The organism is Streptomyces sp. NPDC044064 (assembly GCF_056434245.1).
Map to the genome: position 1 here is coordinate 1 of NZ_JBWKFN010000004.1, position 15,110 is coordinate 15,110.

Annotated in this window: 13 protein-coding genes and 3 pseudogenes; 6 read left to right on the plus strand and 10 right to left on the minus strand. The window is 66.3% G+C overall.

The features are described from left to right. Positions 1-141: 141 nt before the first annotated feature. Positions 142-438 carry a (2Fe-2S)-binding protein gene (locus AC07DS_RS07635; protein ID WP_479143925.1) on the minus strand — a complete coding sequence of 99 codons (297 nt, stop codon included), beginning with the start codon at positions 436-438 and terminating at the stop codon, positions 142-144. Positions 439-774: 336 nt separating this feature from the next. On the opposite strand from AC07DS_RS07635, the gene AC07DS_RS07640 reads away from it, so the two are divergent. Next, positions 775-1,785 carry a helix-turn-helix transcriptional regulator gene (locus AC07DS_RS07640; protein WP_479143583.1) on the plus strand — a complete coding sequence of 337 codons (1,011 nt, stop codon included), beginning with the start codon at positions 775-777 and terminating at the stop codon, positions 1,783-1,785. A gap of 275 nt (positions 1,786-2,060) precedes the next feature. After that, entirely contained in the window at positions 2,061-3,050 is a 990-nt protein-coding gene (locus AC07DS_RS07645) for a helix-turn-helix transcriptional regulator (RefSeq protein WP_479143584.1), read from the plus strand. Here the strand turns inward: AC07DS_RS07645 and AC07DS_RS07650 are convergent. Then, positions 3,013-4,047: a helix-turn-helix transcriptional regulator gene (locus AC07DS_RS07650; protein ID WP_479143585.1), complete on the minus strand. Its 1,035-nt coding sequence runs from the start codon at positions 4,045-4,047 to the stop codon at positions 3,013-3,015. The two genes, AC07DS_RS07645 and AC07DS_RS07650, sit on opposite strands and share 38 nt — an antisense overlap. A 552-nt stretch (positions 4,048-4,599) precedes the next feature. On the opposite strand from AC07DS_RS07650, the gene AC07DS_RS07655 reads away from it, so the two are divergent. Beyond that, positions 4,600-5,886, plus strand: a complete 1,287-nt coding sequence (locus AC07DS_RS07655) for an ATP-grasp domain-containing protein (RefSeq protein WP_479143586.1) — start codon at positions 4,600-4,602, stop codon at positions 5,884-5,886. Between the two features lie 52 nt (positions 5,887-5,938). Further along, positions 5,939-6,331, plus strand: coding sequence for a helix-turn-helix domain-containing protein (locus tag AC07DS_RS07660; protein WP_479143587.1), 393 nt, complete (start codon positions 5,939-5,941; stop codon positions 6,329-6,331). 306 nt (positions 6,332-6,637) lie between these two features. On the opposite strand, the gene AC07DS_RS07665 is transcribed toward AC07DS_RS07660, so the two are convergent. Both AC07DS_RS07665 and AC07DS_RS07670 read right to left on the minus strand, forming a co-directional pair. Next, positions 6,638-8,038, minus strand: coding sequence for an IS30 family transposase (locus AC07DS_RS07665; protein ID WP_479143588.1), 1,401 nt, complete (start codon positions 8,036-8,038; stop codon positions 6,638-6,640). A gap of 48 nt (positions 8,039-8,086) precedes the next feature. After that, positions 8,087-8,324: pseudogene (locus tag AC07DS_RS07670) on the minus strand (DDE-type integrase/transposase/recombinase); the annotation flags it as partial. A 35-nt stretch (positions 8,325-8,359) separates the two neighbouring features. On the opposite strand from AC07DS_RS07670, the gene AC07DS_RS07675 reads away from it, so the two are divergent. After that, positions 8,360-8,461 (plus strand): hypothetical protein, encoded by a 102-nt coding sequence (locus AC07DS_RS07675; protein WP_479143926.1) that lies wholly within the window; start codon positions 8,360-8,362, stop codon positions 8,459-8,461. Between the two features lie 173 nt (positions 8,462-8,634). Here AC07DS_RS07675 and AC07DS_RS07680 read toward each other — a convergent pair whose 3' ends face one another. Both AC07DS_RS07680 and AC07DS_RS07685 read right to left on the minus strand, forming a co-directional pair. Then, positions 8,635-9,339, minus strand: a complete 705-nt coding sequence (locus tag AC07DS_RS07680; protein WP_479143589.1) for a hypothetical protein — start codon at positions 9,337-9,339, stop codon at positions 8,635-8,637. A gap of 720 nt (positions 9,340-10,059) precedes the next feature. Further along, positions 10,060-10,794, minus strand: a complete 735-nt coding sequence (locus AC07DS_RS07685) for a hypothetical protein (RefSeq protein WP_479143590.1) — start codon at positions 10,792-10,794, stop codon at positions 10,060-10,062. A gap of 528 nt (positions 10,795-11,322) precedes the next feature. Between AC07DS_RS07685 and AC07DS_RS07690 the strand changes: the two genes are divergently transcribed. Then, positions 11,323-11,556 (plus strand): response regulator transcription factor, encoded by a 234-nt coding sequence (locus AC07DS_RS07690; RefSeq protein WP_479143591.1) that lies wholly within the window; start codon positions 11,323-11,325, stop codon positions 11,554-11,556. A 293-nt stretch (positions 11,557-11,849) separates the two neighbouring features. On the opposite strand, the pseudogene AC07DS_RS07695 reads toward AC07DS_RS07690, so the two are convergent. The 4 genes and pseudogenes from AC07DS_RS07695 to AC07DS_RS07710 form a co-directional block, all read right to left on the minus strand. Further along, positions 11,850-12,413, minus strand: a pseudogene (locus AC07DS_RS07695) (transposase family protein); the annotation flags it as partial. Continuing rightward, positions 12,395-13,069: pseudogene (locus AC07DS_RS07700) on the minus strand (transposase); the annotation flags it as partial. The pseudogenes AC07DS_RS07695 and AC07DS_RS07700, both read right to left, overlap by 19 nt. 131 nt (positions 13,070-13,200) lie before the next feature. Further along, entirely contained in the window at positions 13,201-14,070 is an 870-nt protein-coding gene (locus AC07DS_RS07705) for a hypothetical protein (protein WP_479143592.1), read from the minus strand. Beyond that, complete coding sequence (locus AC07DS_RS07710; RefSeq protein ID WP_479143593.1) at positions 14,067-14,975, minus strand: ABC transporter ATP-binding protein; 909 nt, start codon at positions 14,973-14,975, stop codon at positions 14,067-14,069. The genes AC07DS_RS07705 and AC07DS_RS07710 overlap by 4 nt, the downstream gene beginning before the upstream one ends. Positions 14,976-15,110 lie beyond the last annotated feature (135 nt).

The following is a 15,110-nucleotide window of genomic DNA, read 5'->3' on the forward strand; positions in this document are numbered from 1 at the left end:
CCCCCCCCCCCCCCCCCCCCCCCCCCCCCCCCCCCCCCCCCCCCCCCCCCCCCCCCCCCCCCCCCCCCCCCCCCCCCCCCCCCCCCCCCCCCGCTGCGGGGGGAAGTACCTGAGCGATCTTTTTACGACGGGGGAATCGCGTCAGGCACTGCGGGGGGTGGCCGAAATGGTCCTCAAGTCCGCGACCTCCGGTTCTGCCAGCCGGTGGTCACGTTGGTCCAGGTTCACAAAGATCATGCCGTACCGGATGGCACACCGGACCGGCTGCGGCGCCCCGCGGGGCTTGCGCAGACACCGGTACGCCCGTACGTCCTCTTCCTCGTCACGGGTGACGACGACCGGCTCTCCGAACACGGTCACCATCAGCGAGTCACCGCTGTGGGGGATGGCGGTGATCAGGTCGATGAAGTGCCAGCCCGAACGGTAGGCGGTGGCCATTTCGCGGCGGAAGGAGCGGTCGTCTGGTGGAGTCGTCACGTCAACTCCACGCGGTGTCGTCTGGGAAGGCGGCAGCGGTGCCCGCGTCGGTTTGGTCTGTATTGGCCGTGACAGACCAAGCGGTGTCCGCTCGCACGTCACCCTTCGCGCCAGAGAGGCCACTCAGCGATCCGAAGGCCACAACGGCGGAGAAGGCGGCGACAAGTATCGAGCGAAGCATTCTCTTTCGCATAGTCGGCTTCGTCCTCACTTGAAAGTCCCCTCTTCCCCCGTCGAACAAGACGATGGCTCATTCGGGCACGTCATGGCCACACATTCAGTGCATCATGTTCCTGCATGTTCAGGACCCTGGGGGGTGGAGATTTGGTGACGAATCGCATTAAAGAGACACATCCCCATGCCTTGACCGATCTGTGCGAGGCAGGCAGCCGTCTCTACGCGAACGCGCTGCGCACGGGCCGTATCGCCCGCGCGGACGCGGAGGTCGCCCCCTGTCTGATGGAGTTCGACCTCCTCCATCCCGATCCCGAGGACCCGAACTGGCTGCGGCCCGTCCCCGCATCGGTCGCCCTGGCCCTGCGGCTCAACCCCCTCGAGCGCGAAATCACCAAGCGCAGGCAGTTGTCAACCGAACTGGCTGAGGCGTTCGAGCCGTTCATGGACCTCAGCGCTCAGACGACGACGTCCGCGCACGCCGTCACCGTGCTGGAAGGCCTCGACCGGATCAACGCGGCACTCGACCTGGCGACGGCCCAGTGCCAGAACGAAGTCCTCACGGTCCAACCGGCCCATCGCCACCCCGAACGCAGGCTCATCGAAGCACTCGAACGGGACAGGCCCCTGATCGACCGAGGAGTCCGGATCCGGACCCTCTACCAGCACACCGCCAGATACAGCCCCGAACGGCTGGCCTGGGTGGACCAGTTCGCCGCCGGCAAGGTGGAGTACCGCACCATCGACGAACTGGTGGAGCGGCTCATCATCTGCGACGACACCGTGGCGTTCATCCCCATCCGGGACGACCGGCAGGTGGCCCTGGAACTCCGTCACCCCGGACTGGTGCGCTACCTGATCAAAGTGTTCGAGTTCATGTGGAACCGGGCGGTACCGCTGAGCGCCGGCGCGCCCTACGAGACCGCGCCCGACGGCATCACCGACATCCAGCACTCCATCGCCAAGCTCCTGATCGAGGGCCATGTCGACGAGGCCATCGCCCGCCGCCTGGGCATGAACGTCCGCACCTGCCGCGCCCACATCGCCAAGCTCGCCCAGGCCCTGGGCAGCGGAAGCCGGGCCCAGCTTGGCTTTCTCATAGCTCAGTCCGAAATCCTGAAACGGGAACCCTGAACCGCAGGGGGCGAGGGGGAGAACCACACGTGACCGCACGTGCGCACGACCGCGGCCGGAGGAGCTGCGCGAGGCGGGTCTGGAGCTCTACACCCGCGCGCTGTGTGAGGGGCACGTCCCGGCCCGCGACGCCGACGCGGGCCGGGACGTGTGAACGTCCGCACCGCCCGCCTCCACATCGCCAAGCTCGTCGCCGCCCTCGGCAGCGATAGCCGCGCCCGACTCAGCTACCCCATCGGCGAGTCGGGAATCCACAGAATCCGGAAAGAGGACGCGTGAGCACGCCAGCACACCCGGAGCACGGCACTGAGGAGCTGTGCGCGGCAGGTTCGGAGCTGTACGCACGAGCGCTGCGCGAGGACCGACTGGCCGCCGCGGAGGCCGAGAGGGCGCCCTGTCTGCTGAAGTTCGGGCTGCTGCAGCCCAGCGTCGACGACCCGAGCCGACTGGAGCCTGTCACCGCGGCCGTCGCCCTGCACGAGTTGCTGCGGACCTCCGAGGAGCGCATCGCCGACGAACGACGCCGTGAGGCGCGCCTGACCAAGGCCTTCGCTCCGCTGCTACGGGCACAGCCCCCGAGCGCCGGGGCCGCCGGCGCTCCCGCGGCGATCCGCATGCACAGCGGGCTGGACCGCATCAACCAGGCCATCTCCCATGCGATGGCGGACGCCGACGAGGAGCTCCTCGCGATCCACTCGCACCCCACCCACACCCGCACGCCCCCCGCGTTGTTCGCCCTGGCCCTCGAACGCGACCAGGCTCTGCTGGACCGCGGCGGCCGGATCCGCACGCTGTACCAGCACACGCTTCGCCACGCTCCCACCGTCCACACTCGCTACGAACGGCTGCGGGGCGACGCACAGGCCCGCACCCTGAACGAGGTCACCAAGCGGCTCCTCATCTTCGACCGCCAGGTCGCCTTCATCCCCGCGAACACGGACCGCACGATGGCCCTGGAGATCCGGCACCCCGCACTGGTCGAGTACTTCGTGACCGTCTTCGACCGGTTCTGGCACCTGGCCACCCCCCTGTACCCCCAGACAGTCCAGAAAGCGTCCCTAAACGGCGTCACCCCCCGCCAACAGGCCATCGCCGCCCTCCTCGTCGAAGGCCACACCGACACCGTGATCGCCGACCGCCTCGGCCTGAACGTCCGCACCGCCCGCGTCCACATCGCCAAACTCGCCGCCACTCTCGGCAGCGAGAGCCGCGCGCAGCTCGGTTATCTCATCGCACGCGCGGGGATTCTTGATCAGGAATCATGAGCGGGCCGGGGTGCGGGGGTCCGTCCAGGCCCACGTGGGCGATGCGCACGCCGAGTTGGGTACGGCTGGCCGCGCCCAGGGTGTCCGAGAGGCGGGCGATATGGGCCCGGCAGGTACGGACGCTTATGCCGAGGCGCTCGGCGATCACCGCGTCCTGATGGCCCTCTGCGAGCAGCGCGGCGATGGACCGTTCGCGGTGCGAGATGCCCTCGATGCCGGTGTCTGGCAGCGGGGTGGTCAGCGGCAGCGCGAGCCGCCACAGCCGTTCGAAGACCGTCACCAGGTACTCGACCAGTGCGGGGTGCCGGATCTCCAGGGCCATCGTGCGGTCCGTGTTCGCGGGGATGAAGGCAACTGTGCGGTCGAAGAGGATCAGCCGGTCGATGACCTCGTCCAGGGTGCGGGCCTCCACCGCGTCACCCATCAGCTCCAGGTAGTTGAGCAGCCCCTGCCCGTGCCGGGCGACGTGCGTGTACAGGTCGCGCATGCGCACGCCCCGGCCGCGCAGGGTCAGCGCCCGGTGCAGTCCCTCGGTCAGCTCGTCCTCCCGCCGGATGCCGCCGGGCTGCACGGTCAGCACCTCGGTGGTACACGCCGCGGTGGCCTCGTCCATCGCGGCCTGGATGCGGGACAGCCCGTCCAGGACCCGGATCGCGGCGCCCTCGGCGGGAGCCGACAGCACCTGGAGCCGGCGGCCCAGACCGGCGTACCGCTCGAACGCGGCCACCGCCGAACCCACCCGCCGCTGGCTCTCCCTGGCCTCCTCGTAGACCACGCGTAGCAGCCGGGTCATGACCTCCTGCGGGGAGGTTGGCACCAGCCAGTCCATGTCGTCGGGGTCCGGGTGCAGCAGGGCAAGCTCCAGCAGACAGGGGACCGGCTCGGCGTCCGTGCGCGGTACCCGCCCACGGCGTACGGCCCGGGAATACACACGGTCCCCAGCCTCACACAGTCGGTCGGCGCCGTGTGGATGCTCCTGAGCCCCGTGCCCGGCCATCGCCCATTCCACCCCCGGTTCCTGCCACTTCCGCAGCGCAACTATGCGCGGCCCCGACCGGGTCCGCAACACGGCTCACCCCGTCGGGACCGTCGAAAACCACCATTATATTCCGATATCGTCCGGCCTCCGCCCCTCGCATTGCAACAAGATGATGGTGGTGAACGGTAGTTCGCCGAGGCATCGTGGTTCCCGCTTCTCCTGGGTGCAACAGCACCCGGAGCGGCCCCGGCCGGAGTCCCCCTGTCCTAGCCGGGGCCGACCCCTGTCCGGCCCCAAAATTGTCGGGTGCGAACGAAGCGGAAAGCTCCTAGAACGCGTTTTGCGCCTTGAGGCACGTCAACCGAAAGGAATCCCGGGTAACCAGACTGCTCTCGATGGTTCGAGCGATCACCTCTCGCGCAATACACAGGGAGGGCAATAGAACGGAACTGGTCGCCGCGCCTACGCATCTCGGATCTCGGTGCGCGTCCTTCGCGCGGCACCTTCTCTTCGCTGCTCGTCCTGTTCAGTCGAGGGACTCAGCTTCACGCCAAACCACGCAGAGGTGAAATGATGTCTGAACTCCTGATGCTCCTCGGAGCTGGATCAGCAGCGGCCGGCGCAGAATCTCTACTTGCAGGGATTGCCGCCACGCACCCGGTCGTACTCGTCGACACCACCGCCCCAGCCTGGGCCAGGCCATATCTGGTGAGACACATTGCAGCCAACCTCACCGAACGTACGACCACCGTTGACGTGGTCGAAAACTACGCCTCACGCCACGAAGTTCGTGGCGTGCTCACCTACCTGCCGGAACATCTGGTTACAGCGGCGCACATCGCTGACCGGCTGGAGCTTCCATCGGCCCCAGCGGCATCCTTAGCCACGCTTACTGACCTGGTCACGCTTCGCAATCTAATGACACGGCACCAGGTGCCTCAGCCGCGCTGGGCAGAGGCCGTCGATGCAGAGGCGGCCGTCGCGTATGCGGACCTACTCGGATATCCCGTTCTGGTTAGGCCACGAACCAACGTGGAAGCCGGAGTTGTTCTGGCCCATAGCCAGAAGGGGGTATTGGCTGCGCGCGAGCGCTTGATCTGGGACTCACAATCAGATGCATCGAGTCCCCTTGGGGAAATGGTGGTCGAGGAGTATCCGGACGGTTCCTACATTTCCGCTGAGACCGTCGTCCTCAGTGACGGCGAGATCCGGATTGTTGCCATCGCGCGGACTACCTTCGGCCCGACGCCCAACCAGCAGGCGATACGTCATTGCGTCTACGCTCACGACGGCCTGCTGCACAACCCCGTCGTCCGCGGAACCGTCACACGTGCCGTACGGGCCATCGATGTTGCGCCTGGAGTACTTCACATCACCATGAAGCTGAGCCCTCGGGGGCCGCTCATCGTCGACATTCAAGGCCACCTAGCCCATGACTTGGTTCCAACGCTGGTCAAGCGGGCCACCGGGATCGACTTGCCCCAGATTGCTGCGCGCCTGGCCGCCGGCAAGACGCCCGACCTTACTCCCACCCGGCAACGGGCGGCGGCGATCCACTTCGCCTATTCTTCAATGACCGGCCACATCCAGAATCTCGCCGTACACCCCGGGGCTGCCCACCAGCCGTTTCTCGAACGCATGGTCCTGCTTCAACAGATAGGCAATCATGTCATGGCGATGCCTGAAGCAAGGACAGATGACCGCCTGGCCTATTGGGTTGTGCTGGGCTGCGATGCATCTGACTGCAACGCCATGCTGGATGAAGCATCGCAGTCCTTGAGCACCGAGATCGTCGGACCAAGCGTCACTGACCAAGCTGCGCTACAGCGGTTTTCCCCAGCGACGCGGTTCATGTGAGGCGCAAGATGCATTTGCACGGCGCACAAGACATATATGCACCGCGGGAAGATTGCGACGCTTCACGTTAGGGGGAATCACTCAAAGCGATCCAGTTCTACACCACGGGGAAGGCAAGACTGTTTTGTCGCAACTTTTCACCAACGCCAAGCAGCCGGATAAAGGGCAGTCCAGTGACCGCAAAGGGCCGCCGGCGACACCAGGAGATCCGAATGCCATCAGTTCCCTGACAGCGCGCGAATGCGAGGTGCTCGTGGCGCTGTCTACTGCGGCATCGAATCGCGAAATCAGCCGTAAACTCGGCATCGCCGAACGCACCGTCAAAGCGCACTTGACCAAGATCATGTCCAAGATCAGCGTCAGTTGCCGCACTGAAGCAGCCCTGTTCGCCTATGTTCACCACAGTTACATCACCCGCCACGGCGATGCCTGCACTGCGGCTTGACACGTTGGAACGCCCTCCGCAAGGCCGCCCACCTTTGGGTCCTAGCGATCACCGCAGGCGCCAAGACGCTGGTCCGCAAGCGGAAGGAAACTCCCGGCTCACGGAGCAGGGAGTGGACAGCTCGGGGAAGTGTGCCGGATCGTAGGCATCAACCGCCGGACCGGCAAGCAGCCATGCAACGGCACCACGCCAAAGACGAGACCCGCTCGGCCCGTACGCAAAGTGCGGGCCGAGCAGGTCGTTTCGTCGTCTCGGTACCTGACGCAGGAGGATTCGGCGAGTTCACGCGAGATGCACTGCCCGGGCTCAACCGGTCGTCGCAACACCGGTCTCTTGGATCAAGAGTAGTTGCTCGTTGAGGGCTTCGGCGGGTGTCTTCCAGGCGAGGGTTTTTCGGGGCCTGTTGTTGAGTGCGAGGGCAACGGCTTCGAGTTCGCTGGCGTCCCATCGCGACAGGTCCGTGCCTTTCGGGAAGTACTGGCGAAGGAGTCCGTTCGTGTTCTCGTTGGTTCCCCGCTGCCATGGGCTGTGCGGGTCGGCGAAGTAGATCTGCAAGCCGGTGTCCATGCGGAGTTGAGCATGCTGGGCCAGCTCCTTGCCGCGGTCCCAGGTCAGTGACCGACGCAGGTGCTCGGGCAGCGTAGTGATCGTGTCAGCGATCGCGTCCTTCACGGCCTCGGCGCCGCGACCGGCCAGTGCCGGGCCGTTCTTGACCCGTGGTTCGAGGCCGTAGCCGTCCATTCGGGGCAGGTGCAGCAGCATCGTGAACCTGGTTGTGCGTTCGACGAGCGTGCCGATCGCCGAACGGTTCAAACCGATGATCAGGTCGCCTTCCCAGTGTCCTGGGACCGCTCGGTCCTCGGCCTCAGCCGGTCGTTCGCTGATCATGACCTCGGGCGTGACATGACCACCAGGCCGCCGCCGCGTTCGAGCGCGCGGAACGCGCAACGCACGACCGGTGCGCAGGCACGCGACCAGTTCGCGCTTCAGCGCGCCGCGGCCCTGGACATAGAGGGCCTGGTAGATCGCCTCGTGGGAGATGCGCATGGACTCATCATCGGGGAAGTCGGCCTTGAGCCGGTTCGAGATCTGCTGCGGACTCCACGACGTCGCCCACCGCCGGTCCTGCCGCCGGGGCTTGTTGCGGCCCTTCCACTGGGGCGTTGCGGGCCCCGGCACAAGCTTCCCGTCCGCAGCCCGGATCGCCCCGGCGAGCCTGTCCTGCACGTATCCACACAGCCGCGCATTCCCCGCCAGCTTCGCGGTCTTCGGCCGCTGTGCTCGGCGCTCGGCATGCCACTGCGCGGTGGTCGCCCGATACTCCAAACGATAGGTGCGCGTTGAAGCGTTGCGGCGTAGCTCCCGCGAGATCGTTGACGGCGAGCGGCCCAGCCGACGCGCGATCTCCCGGATCCCGAGGTCCTGAGCCCGCCACACGGCGATGTCCTCGCGCTCCGCAAACGACAGATAGCGTCCCGACACCGTCGGGGAGAGATTCGGTCCCACGCCGCCAGCGTGGCGAAACCACCTTGTCCCGACCGCGGGCGACACCCCGGCCTCGACTCCTGCTTCCTCCGACCGGAGCCCCCGGGCGATCGCAGCCCAGAACCGCACGCGGTCCTCACGCCACGCAACCGTTGGCCGGCCCGGCGACGGCATTTGCCCCCGGTACTCACGAACTCTGCGCTGCTGCGGGCCAACACCCATCACTCCACCTCCGACTACGAGGTGTTGCGACGATCAGTTGAATCCGCCCTGAGCGCCATGATCGGAGCGGAAGACGGCTCCATTGGGGCTGCCACGGGTGACGGCTGCCAGGCGCATCGCGTCGGCAGCCAGGCTGGTGCATGTGGTCGGCGATCGACCAGCCAACCACCCGGCGGCTGAAGCAGCCCAGCACGGTGGCGAGGTAGAGAAACTCACCGTCCCAGACGGTCAAGTACATGATGTCGCAGATGTACTTGGTGTTCGGCCCGGCGGCGGAGAAGTCGCGCTCTGCAGACCGCATGGGCCTACCGGAAGGTCTTCATCAGCAACGGCCAACCCGCGCGAGCACTCGCGCCCTGGCTCGACTTCTACAACACTGGCCGGCGGCACAGAGCGCTCGGCAGCCAGCCACCGATGTCGTGAAGTTTGTCATCCTGGCGACGCTGCCGATGCTGGAGAGGCCTGGCCCCTGGAAGTCCCGCAGGGCCATATCAGAGCGGACGACCGCGCGCGGGTCCAGGATGGTGGTGCGGTGCCGTCCATCGTGGTGCGAGCCGGCCTGGCTTGGCACATGCTGAACGAAACGGCGTAGGACCTCAGGTCGCGAGGTTGATGAGCGCGGAGTGCCAGCCGTGGTCGCCGAGTCCGGTCACAACCTGGAACTTCTTGATGCTCTTGGTGCTGGCGCTCCTGTATTTGGGGGTGGCGGTCCAGGTGGTGGTGCCGTCGAGCATGTTGGCCTCCGGGGCGATGCCGCTGGTGGAGGGCTTGATGGCGAAGGCGGCGTTGAAGTTGGTGCCCTTGTGAGCGGCCTTCCAGCCGTTGCCGGTGATCAGGTGCTTGCTGTCGGTCTCGTAGATCAGCTGGGTCGACGCAGTGGTAACCGGGATGTTGAAGATGCGCTCCGTCGCCGTGACGGACAGGCTGATGGTGGTGGTCTGCTTGGCCTTGCAGGCTGTGGCGGTCGTACTGCTGGTGAAGATGACGTCCTTGTTGTAGCGGGTCGTCTTCTCGGCGCGGCCCGGGATGTCACCGTCCTGCGCAACGGTGAACGCCTTGAAGACTTTCGCGTTCTGCAGGTAGCCGACGAACGCATTCTGCTTTGCCGCAGGCAGCTTGCTGAACGCCTTGAGTGTGGGGGAGGCTCCCGGAGTCCTCTTCAGCCAGCTCTTGTACTCGGCCACGGTGAGCTTGGCGGGCGCGGCGGTGCCGTGACTGTCGGCGAATGCCTGGCCGGTGCAGCCGAGAAGGGCGATGGACGCGGCTACGCCTATCGCGGCTTCAGTAATGCCTTTACGCATGGTGTTCTCTCCTCGTCACTGGGTGTGTTCTCGTTATCGCGACGAAGCTACGCGTGCGCCGAGGTGGAGCGGAATTGCCTCTTCGGGCAGCACCCCGGAGAACAGTGCCTGCGGGCAGCGCCCGAGGCGGCGGTCCCTCCAGCCTGGGTTGGCTGCCAATTGGCCGCCATACGCGAGGAGTTCCACAATCGACCGGTCCGCTGCGGCAAACTTCACGCCCCGTCTGGCCGTCTGTGGTGGTGAACATGCTCCCCCCTGTACAACAGGGACGCGCGGCCGCGGCAGACCACGGGAAGGCCAGACACCACGATGGAAGAGACCCTGCCGGGCCCCGAGCAGGCCCGGCAGGGGAGAAAGAACGCATCCGAGATGTTCTATGAGGCGATGTGGGAGTCTTCCATGCCATTGGCGCCTTGCCGGTCCTGCTGTGCGTGAAGGCGGACAACGATGACTGGGCCTTCGGCAAGGACGTGGCATGGTGGCTCTACCTTGGGCGGCTGGGTTCCGCTGGACCTGATGTGTGTGTCGGCGGTGGCCTGGCGTAGGAGGCCGAAATGGTCGACTGTCGTTGCCAGTGTGGTGCTGCTGGTGGTGGCGGGGGTGTTCCAGCTCAGGCTCAACAAGTCCGCGCCTCCCTGGAACTGACCGACTTCAGGACGCGGTGACCATAGGCCCGTACACGCGTACGGGGCCTATCAATGCGCCGACGACTGAACGGGGTCAGTCGGTGGTGAGCTTGGCCTTCCATTCGCTGGCGGTGGCGTTGACGCTCTGCTGCTTGTCGACCGGCTTGCCGACGGAGGCAACTCGCGGGGCGGCGTGCCATGCGGCGGTGGCGCGGACCACGGTGCCGGTCTGGTTGCTGCTGGTGCTGGTGGCCTTGATAGTGAAGGCGGCGTTCGTGTTGGTGGTACGGGCGCCGCTACCGGTGGCCTGGAGGTGCTTGCCCTTGGCCGTCCTGTAGGTGGCCCACACAGTGTGGGACGTGACGGGAACACTGAAGATGTTCTCCGTCAGGGTGAAGGTGACGGTCGTGAGCGACTTCTTCCCGCCGGTCCTGGCCACCTTCACGTCGCGGGTAAAGCTGACGGCCCAGTTGAATGGGACGGCCGTGTGCAGTCCCTTCGGTCCTCCGCTGAGCTGCGCCTGGAGACCGATGTAGGCAGAGCGGTTCTGAAGCTGCTGGACGAATTGATACTTTTTCAGATTGGAGATCTTACCGAAGGCCTTGAGGGTGGTGGCGGCCTCGGGGGTGGGATTGTGCTTCAGCCAGGCGGTGTAGCTGTCCACGGTGAGCTGGGAGGGCAGCTTGCCGGCAGTGGTCGAGCCGTGGAGGCGGGGCGCGGCGCCGTAGGTGGGGCTTGCTGCTGAGGCAGCCGGGCCGAGGACCGCGACCGTCGCCGCGCCCGCGACTGCTGCTGTGCTGAAACGCTGCCAGGTCGAACCAGTTCGCACTTCTGCTCCTCTTCGCAGACATCACAGGGACGCTTGCCGACGCTACTGACAGGTCACTAGTGGTGTGTATTGGCCCTTGGAGCATCGGACCTTCGGGCATTGCCCTAAAGGGCCGGGGCCGATGGGTTGATGAGCCACACAGGGTTCGTTTACCTCTGTGTCTTCACTCTGTTTGGGCCCTTGTTCGTGGTCGCGCAAGTCAATACGCACCCCCCGCAGGGGAGTTACGGACAGCAACTCTGATCAAGCTGCGTGTAAGGTCCCACTCGAGGCGGGCCGGCTCTGCAACGGCTACGACCGTTCCGGCCCGGCAGCGCGACACGCCTGCATGCACGGACGAGCGTCGAAATTCCGTTCACGCAAGACGGAGGAGGACCAGGAGATAGCCGTCCCAGGCAGTCGATCTGCATCAATTACGGGGAAAGGTAAAGAGTCGCTTTGCCACACGCCGACGAAACAGAGAACGCAGGTGAATCAGGTAAGCCTCAGCATGCCGTCGTGGAATGGCGGCCACCCGCGCCGGGGGACATGAATGCCATCACCGACCTCACACCACGAGAACGCGAAGTCCTCCTGCTCCTGTCCGAAGCCGCATCTAACCGCGACATCGGTCGCAGCCTCGGCATAGCGGAACGCACCGTCAAGGCGCACCTGACCAGCATCATGACCAAGATCAAGGTCACATCGCGCACCGAAGCCGCCCTGTTCGCCTACGCCCACCACCAGCGCATCACCGCCTGCGGCGAGCCATGCGTCACCTGACACACGGGGGGGCGCCCCGAGGGAATGGGAGTTTCCCCGAGGGCGCCGCCGCCTGCTGTTCGATAAGGTGTCAGCCGGTACGCCGCACGTACAGAGCATGCCCGGCCGCAGCCACCGCGACTGTAAAGGCGACGAGCACGAAGCCACCTAGAATCCCGTGACGTGTGGCGCCCTCGGAAAGCATCGACTGAGCACTGTGCATCGTGAAAAGTTGGAGGTCAGGGGTCTGGTGCGCGTGGGGTTCGGGATGCTCGTGCTGGTCGCGGGCGGATGACTTCGGTGAAGGCCGTCGGTCACCGGGAGACTTCGCGGTTCGCCAGGACCAGCAGAGCCCTCACCAGGGCGGTCGCCCACCTCGGGTCGGTGCGTACGTTGCCGAGGACCCGCCAGTTCTTCAGATGGGCGAAGCCGTGCTCGACTGGGGCCCGTACCGCGGCAAGGGCCCGGCCGGCTAGCTTCTGACTACGTGTCAGTGTGCTGTTCCGGGCAGCCTTGTAGCCGATGATCACCGCCGGGTCGACATCGGGATCGCTGTCGTCGAGTCCGACGAATCCCAGGTCGGCGGTCGCTTCGAGGCCGACCGCCCGCAGCTTGGCGGTGAGCTGGTCGTGTCGGCAGGCAGTGATCACCGAGGTCCGTCCGGGCCGGGCCGCTGAGATCCAGGGCAGTCGGCCCTTGTCGTCGGTGAGGGCGATCACGAGCAGGCCATGGTGTTTGCGCTTGCCCGAGTAGTTCTTCCAGTTTGGTGTCCCGGTGCGCCGCCGGGTGCGGACCAGCGTGCCGTCCAGCAGGACCACCCCGCCACCCTTTCCGGCGATCTTCTTCAGGACCCTCTCCAGGCGCGGACCGCGTGGAGCAGGCGCATCCCGTCCCGGCCGTTCCGTTCCGCTACCTCGTTCCGCTTCGTGCGGGGTTTGGGGAACCGGGAGTCCTCGGCCCGGGTGGCGGAACCAGTCCGGCTCCGCGACGCGGGTCAGCCAGTACGGGGCGGCCTGGGCCAGCACATTGAGCGCTGCCCGCATCGTCTCCGCCAGGGGTTCCAGGCGACGCAAGGCGCGTGCCGACGACAGCACGTGCGAGGAATCCGTACGGGCCGGGCCCGCGCTCTTGAGTAGCCCTTTCTCCCCGGGCTGCGGCCAGCACACCGTCCAGCACCCGCCGTCCGCCCCGTCCAGCCGGCCCCGGAACTCCAAGAGGACCGATAAATCGAAGCCAGGACCGTCGAGTTGGAGCCCGAGTGCCTACTTGAAGTCGCCGTGCCCGCACCGCCTCCGCGGCCTGGTGGTCGGTCAACCCGTCCACGAACTGGAGCACCGATACCAGCGCCAGCCCGGCGGGAGACCAGGCAGGCCGACCGCGAGAGGCAAACAGATCCGCGAAGTCCTCGACCCGGAACAGCGGACCCAACTCGTCCCGGACCCGAATCGCCAGGCTCCCCTTCGGGAACGCCGCCCCGGGCCACCCGCTCCGTCTCCGTCGGAATCTCCCCGGGCCCCTTCGGCTGCTTCAACATCGCCACCCACCCCACACAACAAATCGGTATCCACGACCACAACCGGGTCGTGGATACCGACGTCACGCGAAGGGCCGAATTGACCAACAGCGTCCCTTGGCGGGGCGGCCTCTGACGTGTGCTGGGGCTGGTCAGCCTGTGCGGCGGCGGTAGACGGCGAAGCCGCCGAACGCTGCGGCTGAGGTCCAGGCGAGGAACACCGCGGTGGCGGCCGGTACAGACAGGTCGCTGCCGACAAGGGCGGAGGTGAACAGCTTCTGATCCTCCGGCAGGGAGGCGACGTCTACGAGCATCGCGCGGCCGGCCGCGAACGGCAGCCACGCGCCGATGCCGTCCAGGTGGATGCCGGGGATCTGGGCGATGAGGAGGGCGATGACACGCTCGGCGAGCAGCGGGCCAAGACACAGAGCCAGGATGGGCACGACGCGGTTGCGGACCAGGGAGGCGATGGCGGTGCACAGGACCATCCAGCACGCCGACCACAGTATGAGCCGGCCGGTGGGAACGAGGAGCCCGGTGAAGCCGGTGAAGCGGGCCTGACGCACGAGGGAGGCCACGCCGACGGTGATCAGCTCGACGACGGAAGACGCCCACGCGACTAAGGCGCCGATCGCCGCACTGGTGGCGCACTTGGCCCAGTAGGCAGTCCTCCGGCCGCCGACGGTCAGCCACGTGGTGCGGGCCGTACCGCGCACGAGTTCGGTGGAGACCGGCCCCGTGGCCAGGACCATGAGGTAGAAGCCGAGAGCGGAGACCTGTGCGACTTGCGGCGACCACAGGATGGTCGAGATCAGATCGTTGGTGGTGACCTTCTCGCCATGGTGCAGGATGAACAGGGCGACCACGCCGGGATACAGGGACAGTGCTGCGATCAGGGCGAGAACGATCCAGGTGGAGCGCAGGCCAGTCAGGTGGCGAAGCTCGAACAGGCAGGCTCGGCGGAAGGCTTCGGCGCGGCTGATGTCGTCCGCTTGCACGGTGGGGGTGACGGTCGGCGTCATGAAATCTTGTACTCCTCTTCGGCGATGGTGAGGTAAAAGTCCTCCAGGCTGCTGGTGGCCTCGGCCAGCTGGTACAGGACGATGGAGTGGTCGGCGGCCAGGTGGCCGACCTTGCGGCGGTTCATGCCGATGATGCGGCCGGTGCCGTCCTCGTTGACCTGGAGGTGGCCGCCGTGGGCGTGGACGATCGCCGTGAGTTCGGCCAGCTGAGGGCTTTCGACGGTGATGACGGAACGGGAGTCGGCGTAGGCGAGGAGGTCATGCATGGAGCCTTCCGAGATGATGCGCCCTTTGGACAGGACGGCCACGCGGTCGGCGAGCTGCTGCATCTCCGCAAGAAGGTGGCTGGAGACGAGAACAGCGGCCCCTTCGTCAGCTTGGGCGCGCAGGAACTCGCGCAGCCAGTGAATGGAGTGCGGGTCGAGGCCATTGGCCGGCTCGTCGAGGATGAGCACCTTCGGGCGGCCGATCATGGCCTGGGCGATACCGACCCGCTGAGCCATCCCCAGGGAAAGTTTTGCCAGGGGGGTGCGGGCGGCGTCGCGCATGCCGATGAGGTCGATCATCTCCTCTACTCGCCGGTCGCCTTCCCCGACGCCAGCGGCCACCATCTGGAGGTGCGCGCGGACGCTGTGACGGCGATGGCCTGCGACGCCCCCGAAGACCGCGCCGACGACGGACGCGGGCGCGCGCCACTGGGCAAGGGGGCGGCCGAGAAAAAGGGTCTGGCCCTGACCGGGGATAAGACCGAGCATCAGGCGCAGGGTGGTGGTCTTGCCTGCCCCGTTGGCGCCGACGAAACCAGTGACGGATCCCGCGTGCAGAGTGAAGTTGACCTGGTTGAGGATGGTTTTCTTACCGAAGGTACGAGACAACTGCTGTGCCTCGACAAGCACTTGCGACATGCGCGTACAACTCCCTCGCATTTAGGCCCAGTTGATGCGCCCAGCACAGTAGACGGTCGATGCGGGTGGGAAGTTGACCGTTCCTATGGATGGGGCAACCCCGATCCACGCTAAGGCGTCTTGGGCGACGGGGAA

What these genes read in the sequence shown, in the direction of transcription:
- AC07DS_RS07710 (WP_479143593.1), bottom strand. Translation starts at nt 14,975, where the DNA reads ATGTCGCAAGTGCTTGTCGAGGCACAGCAGTTGTCTCGTACCTTCGGT.
- AC07DS_RS07650 (WP_479143585.1), bottom strand. Translation starts at nt 4,047, where the DNA reads ATGGCCGGGCACGGGGCTCAGGAGCATCCACACGGCGCCGACCGACTG.
- AC07DS_RS07635 (WP_479143925.1), bottom strand. Translation starts at nt 438, where the DNA reads ATGGCCACCGCCTACCGTTCGGGCTGGCACTTCATCGACCTGATCACC.
- AC07DS_RS07690 (WP_479143591.1), top strand. Translation starts at nt 11,323, where the DNA reads ATGAATGCCATCACCGACCTCACACCACGAGAACGCGAAGTCCTCCTG.
- AC07DS_RS07655 (WP_479143586.1), top strand. Translation starts at nt 4,600, where the DNA reads ATGATGTCTGAACTCCTGATGCTCCTCGGAGCTGGATCAGCAGCGGCC.
- AC07DS_RS07680 (WP_479143589.1), bottom strand. Translation starts at nt 9,339, where the DNA reads ATGCGTAAAGGCATTACTGAAGCCGCGATAGGCGTAGCCGCGTCCATC.
- AC07DS_RS07640 (WP_479143583.1), top strand. Translation starts at nt 775, where the DNA reads ATGTTCAGGACCCTGGGGGGTGGAGATTTGGTGACGAATCGCATTAAA.
- AC07DS_RS07705 (WP_479143592.1), bottom strand. Translation starts at nt 14,070, where the DNA reads ATGACGCCGACCGTCACCCCCACCGTGCAAGCGGACGACATCAGCCGC.
- AC07DS_RS07665 (WP_479143588.1), bottom strand. Translation starts at nt 8,038, where the DNA reads ATGGGTGTTGGCCCGCAGCAGCGCAGAGTTCGTGAGTACCGGGGGCAA.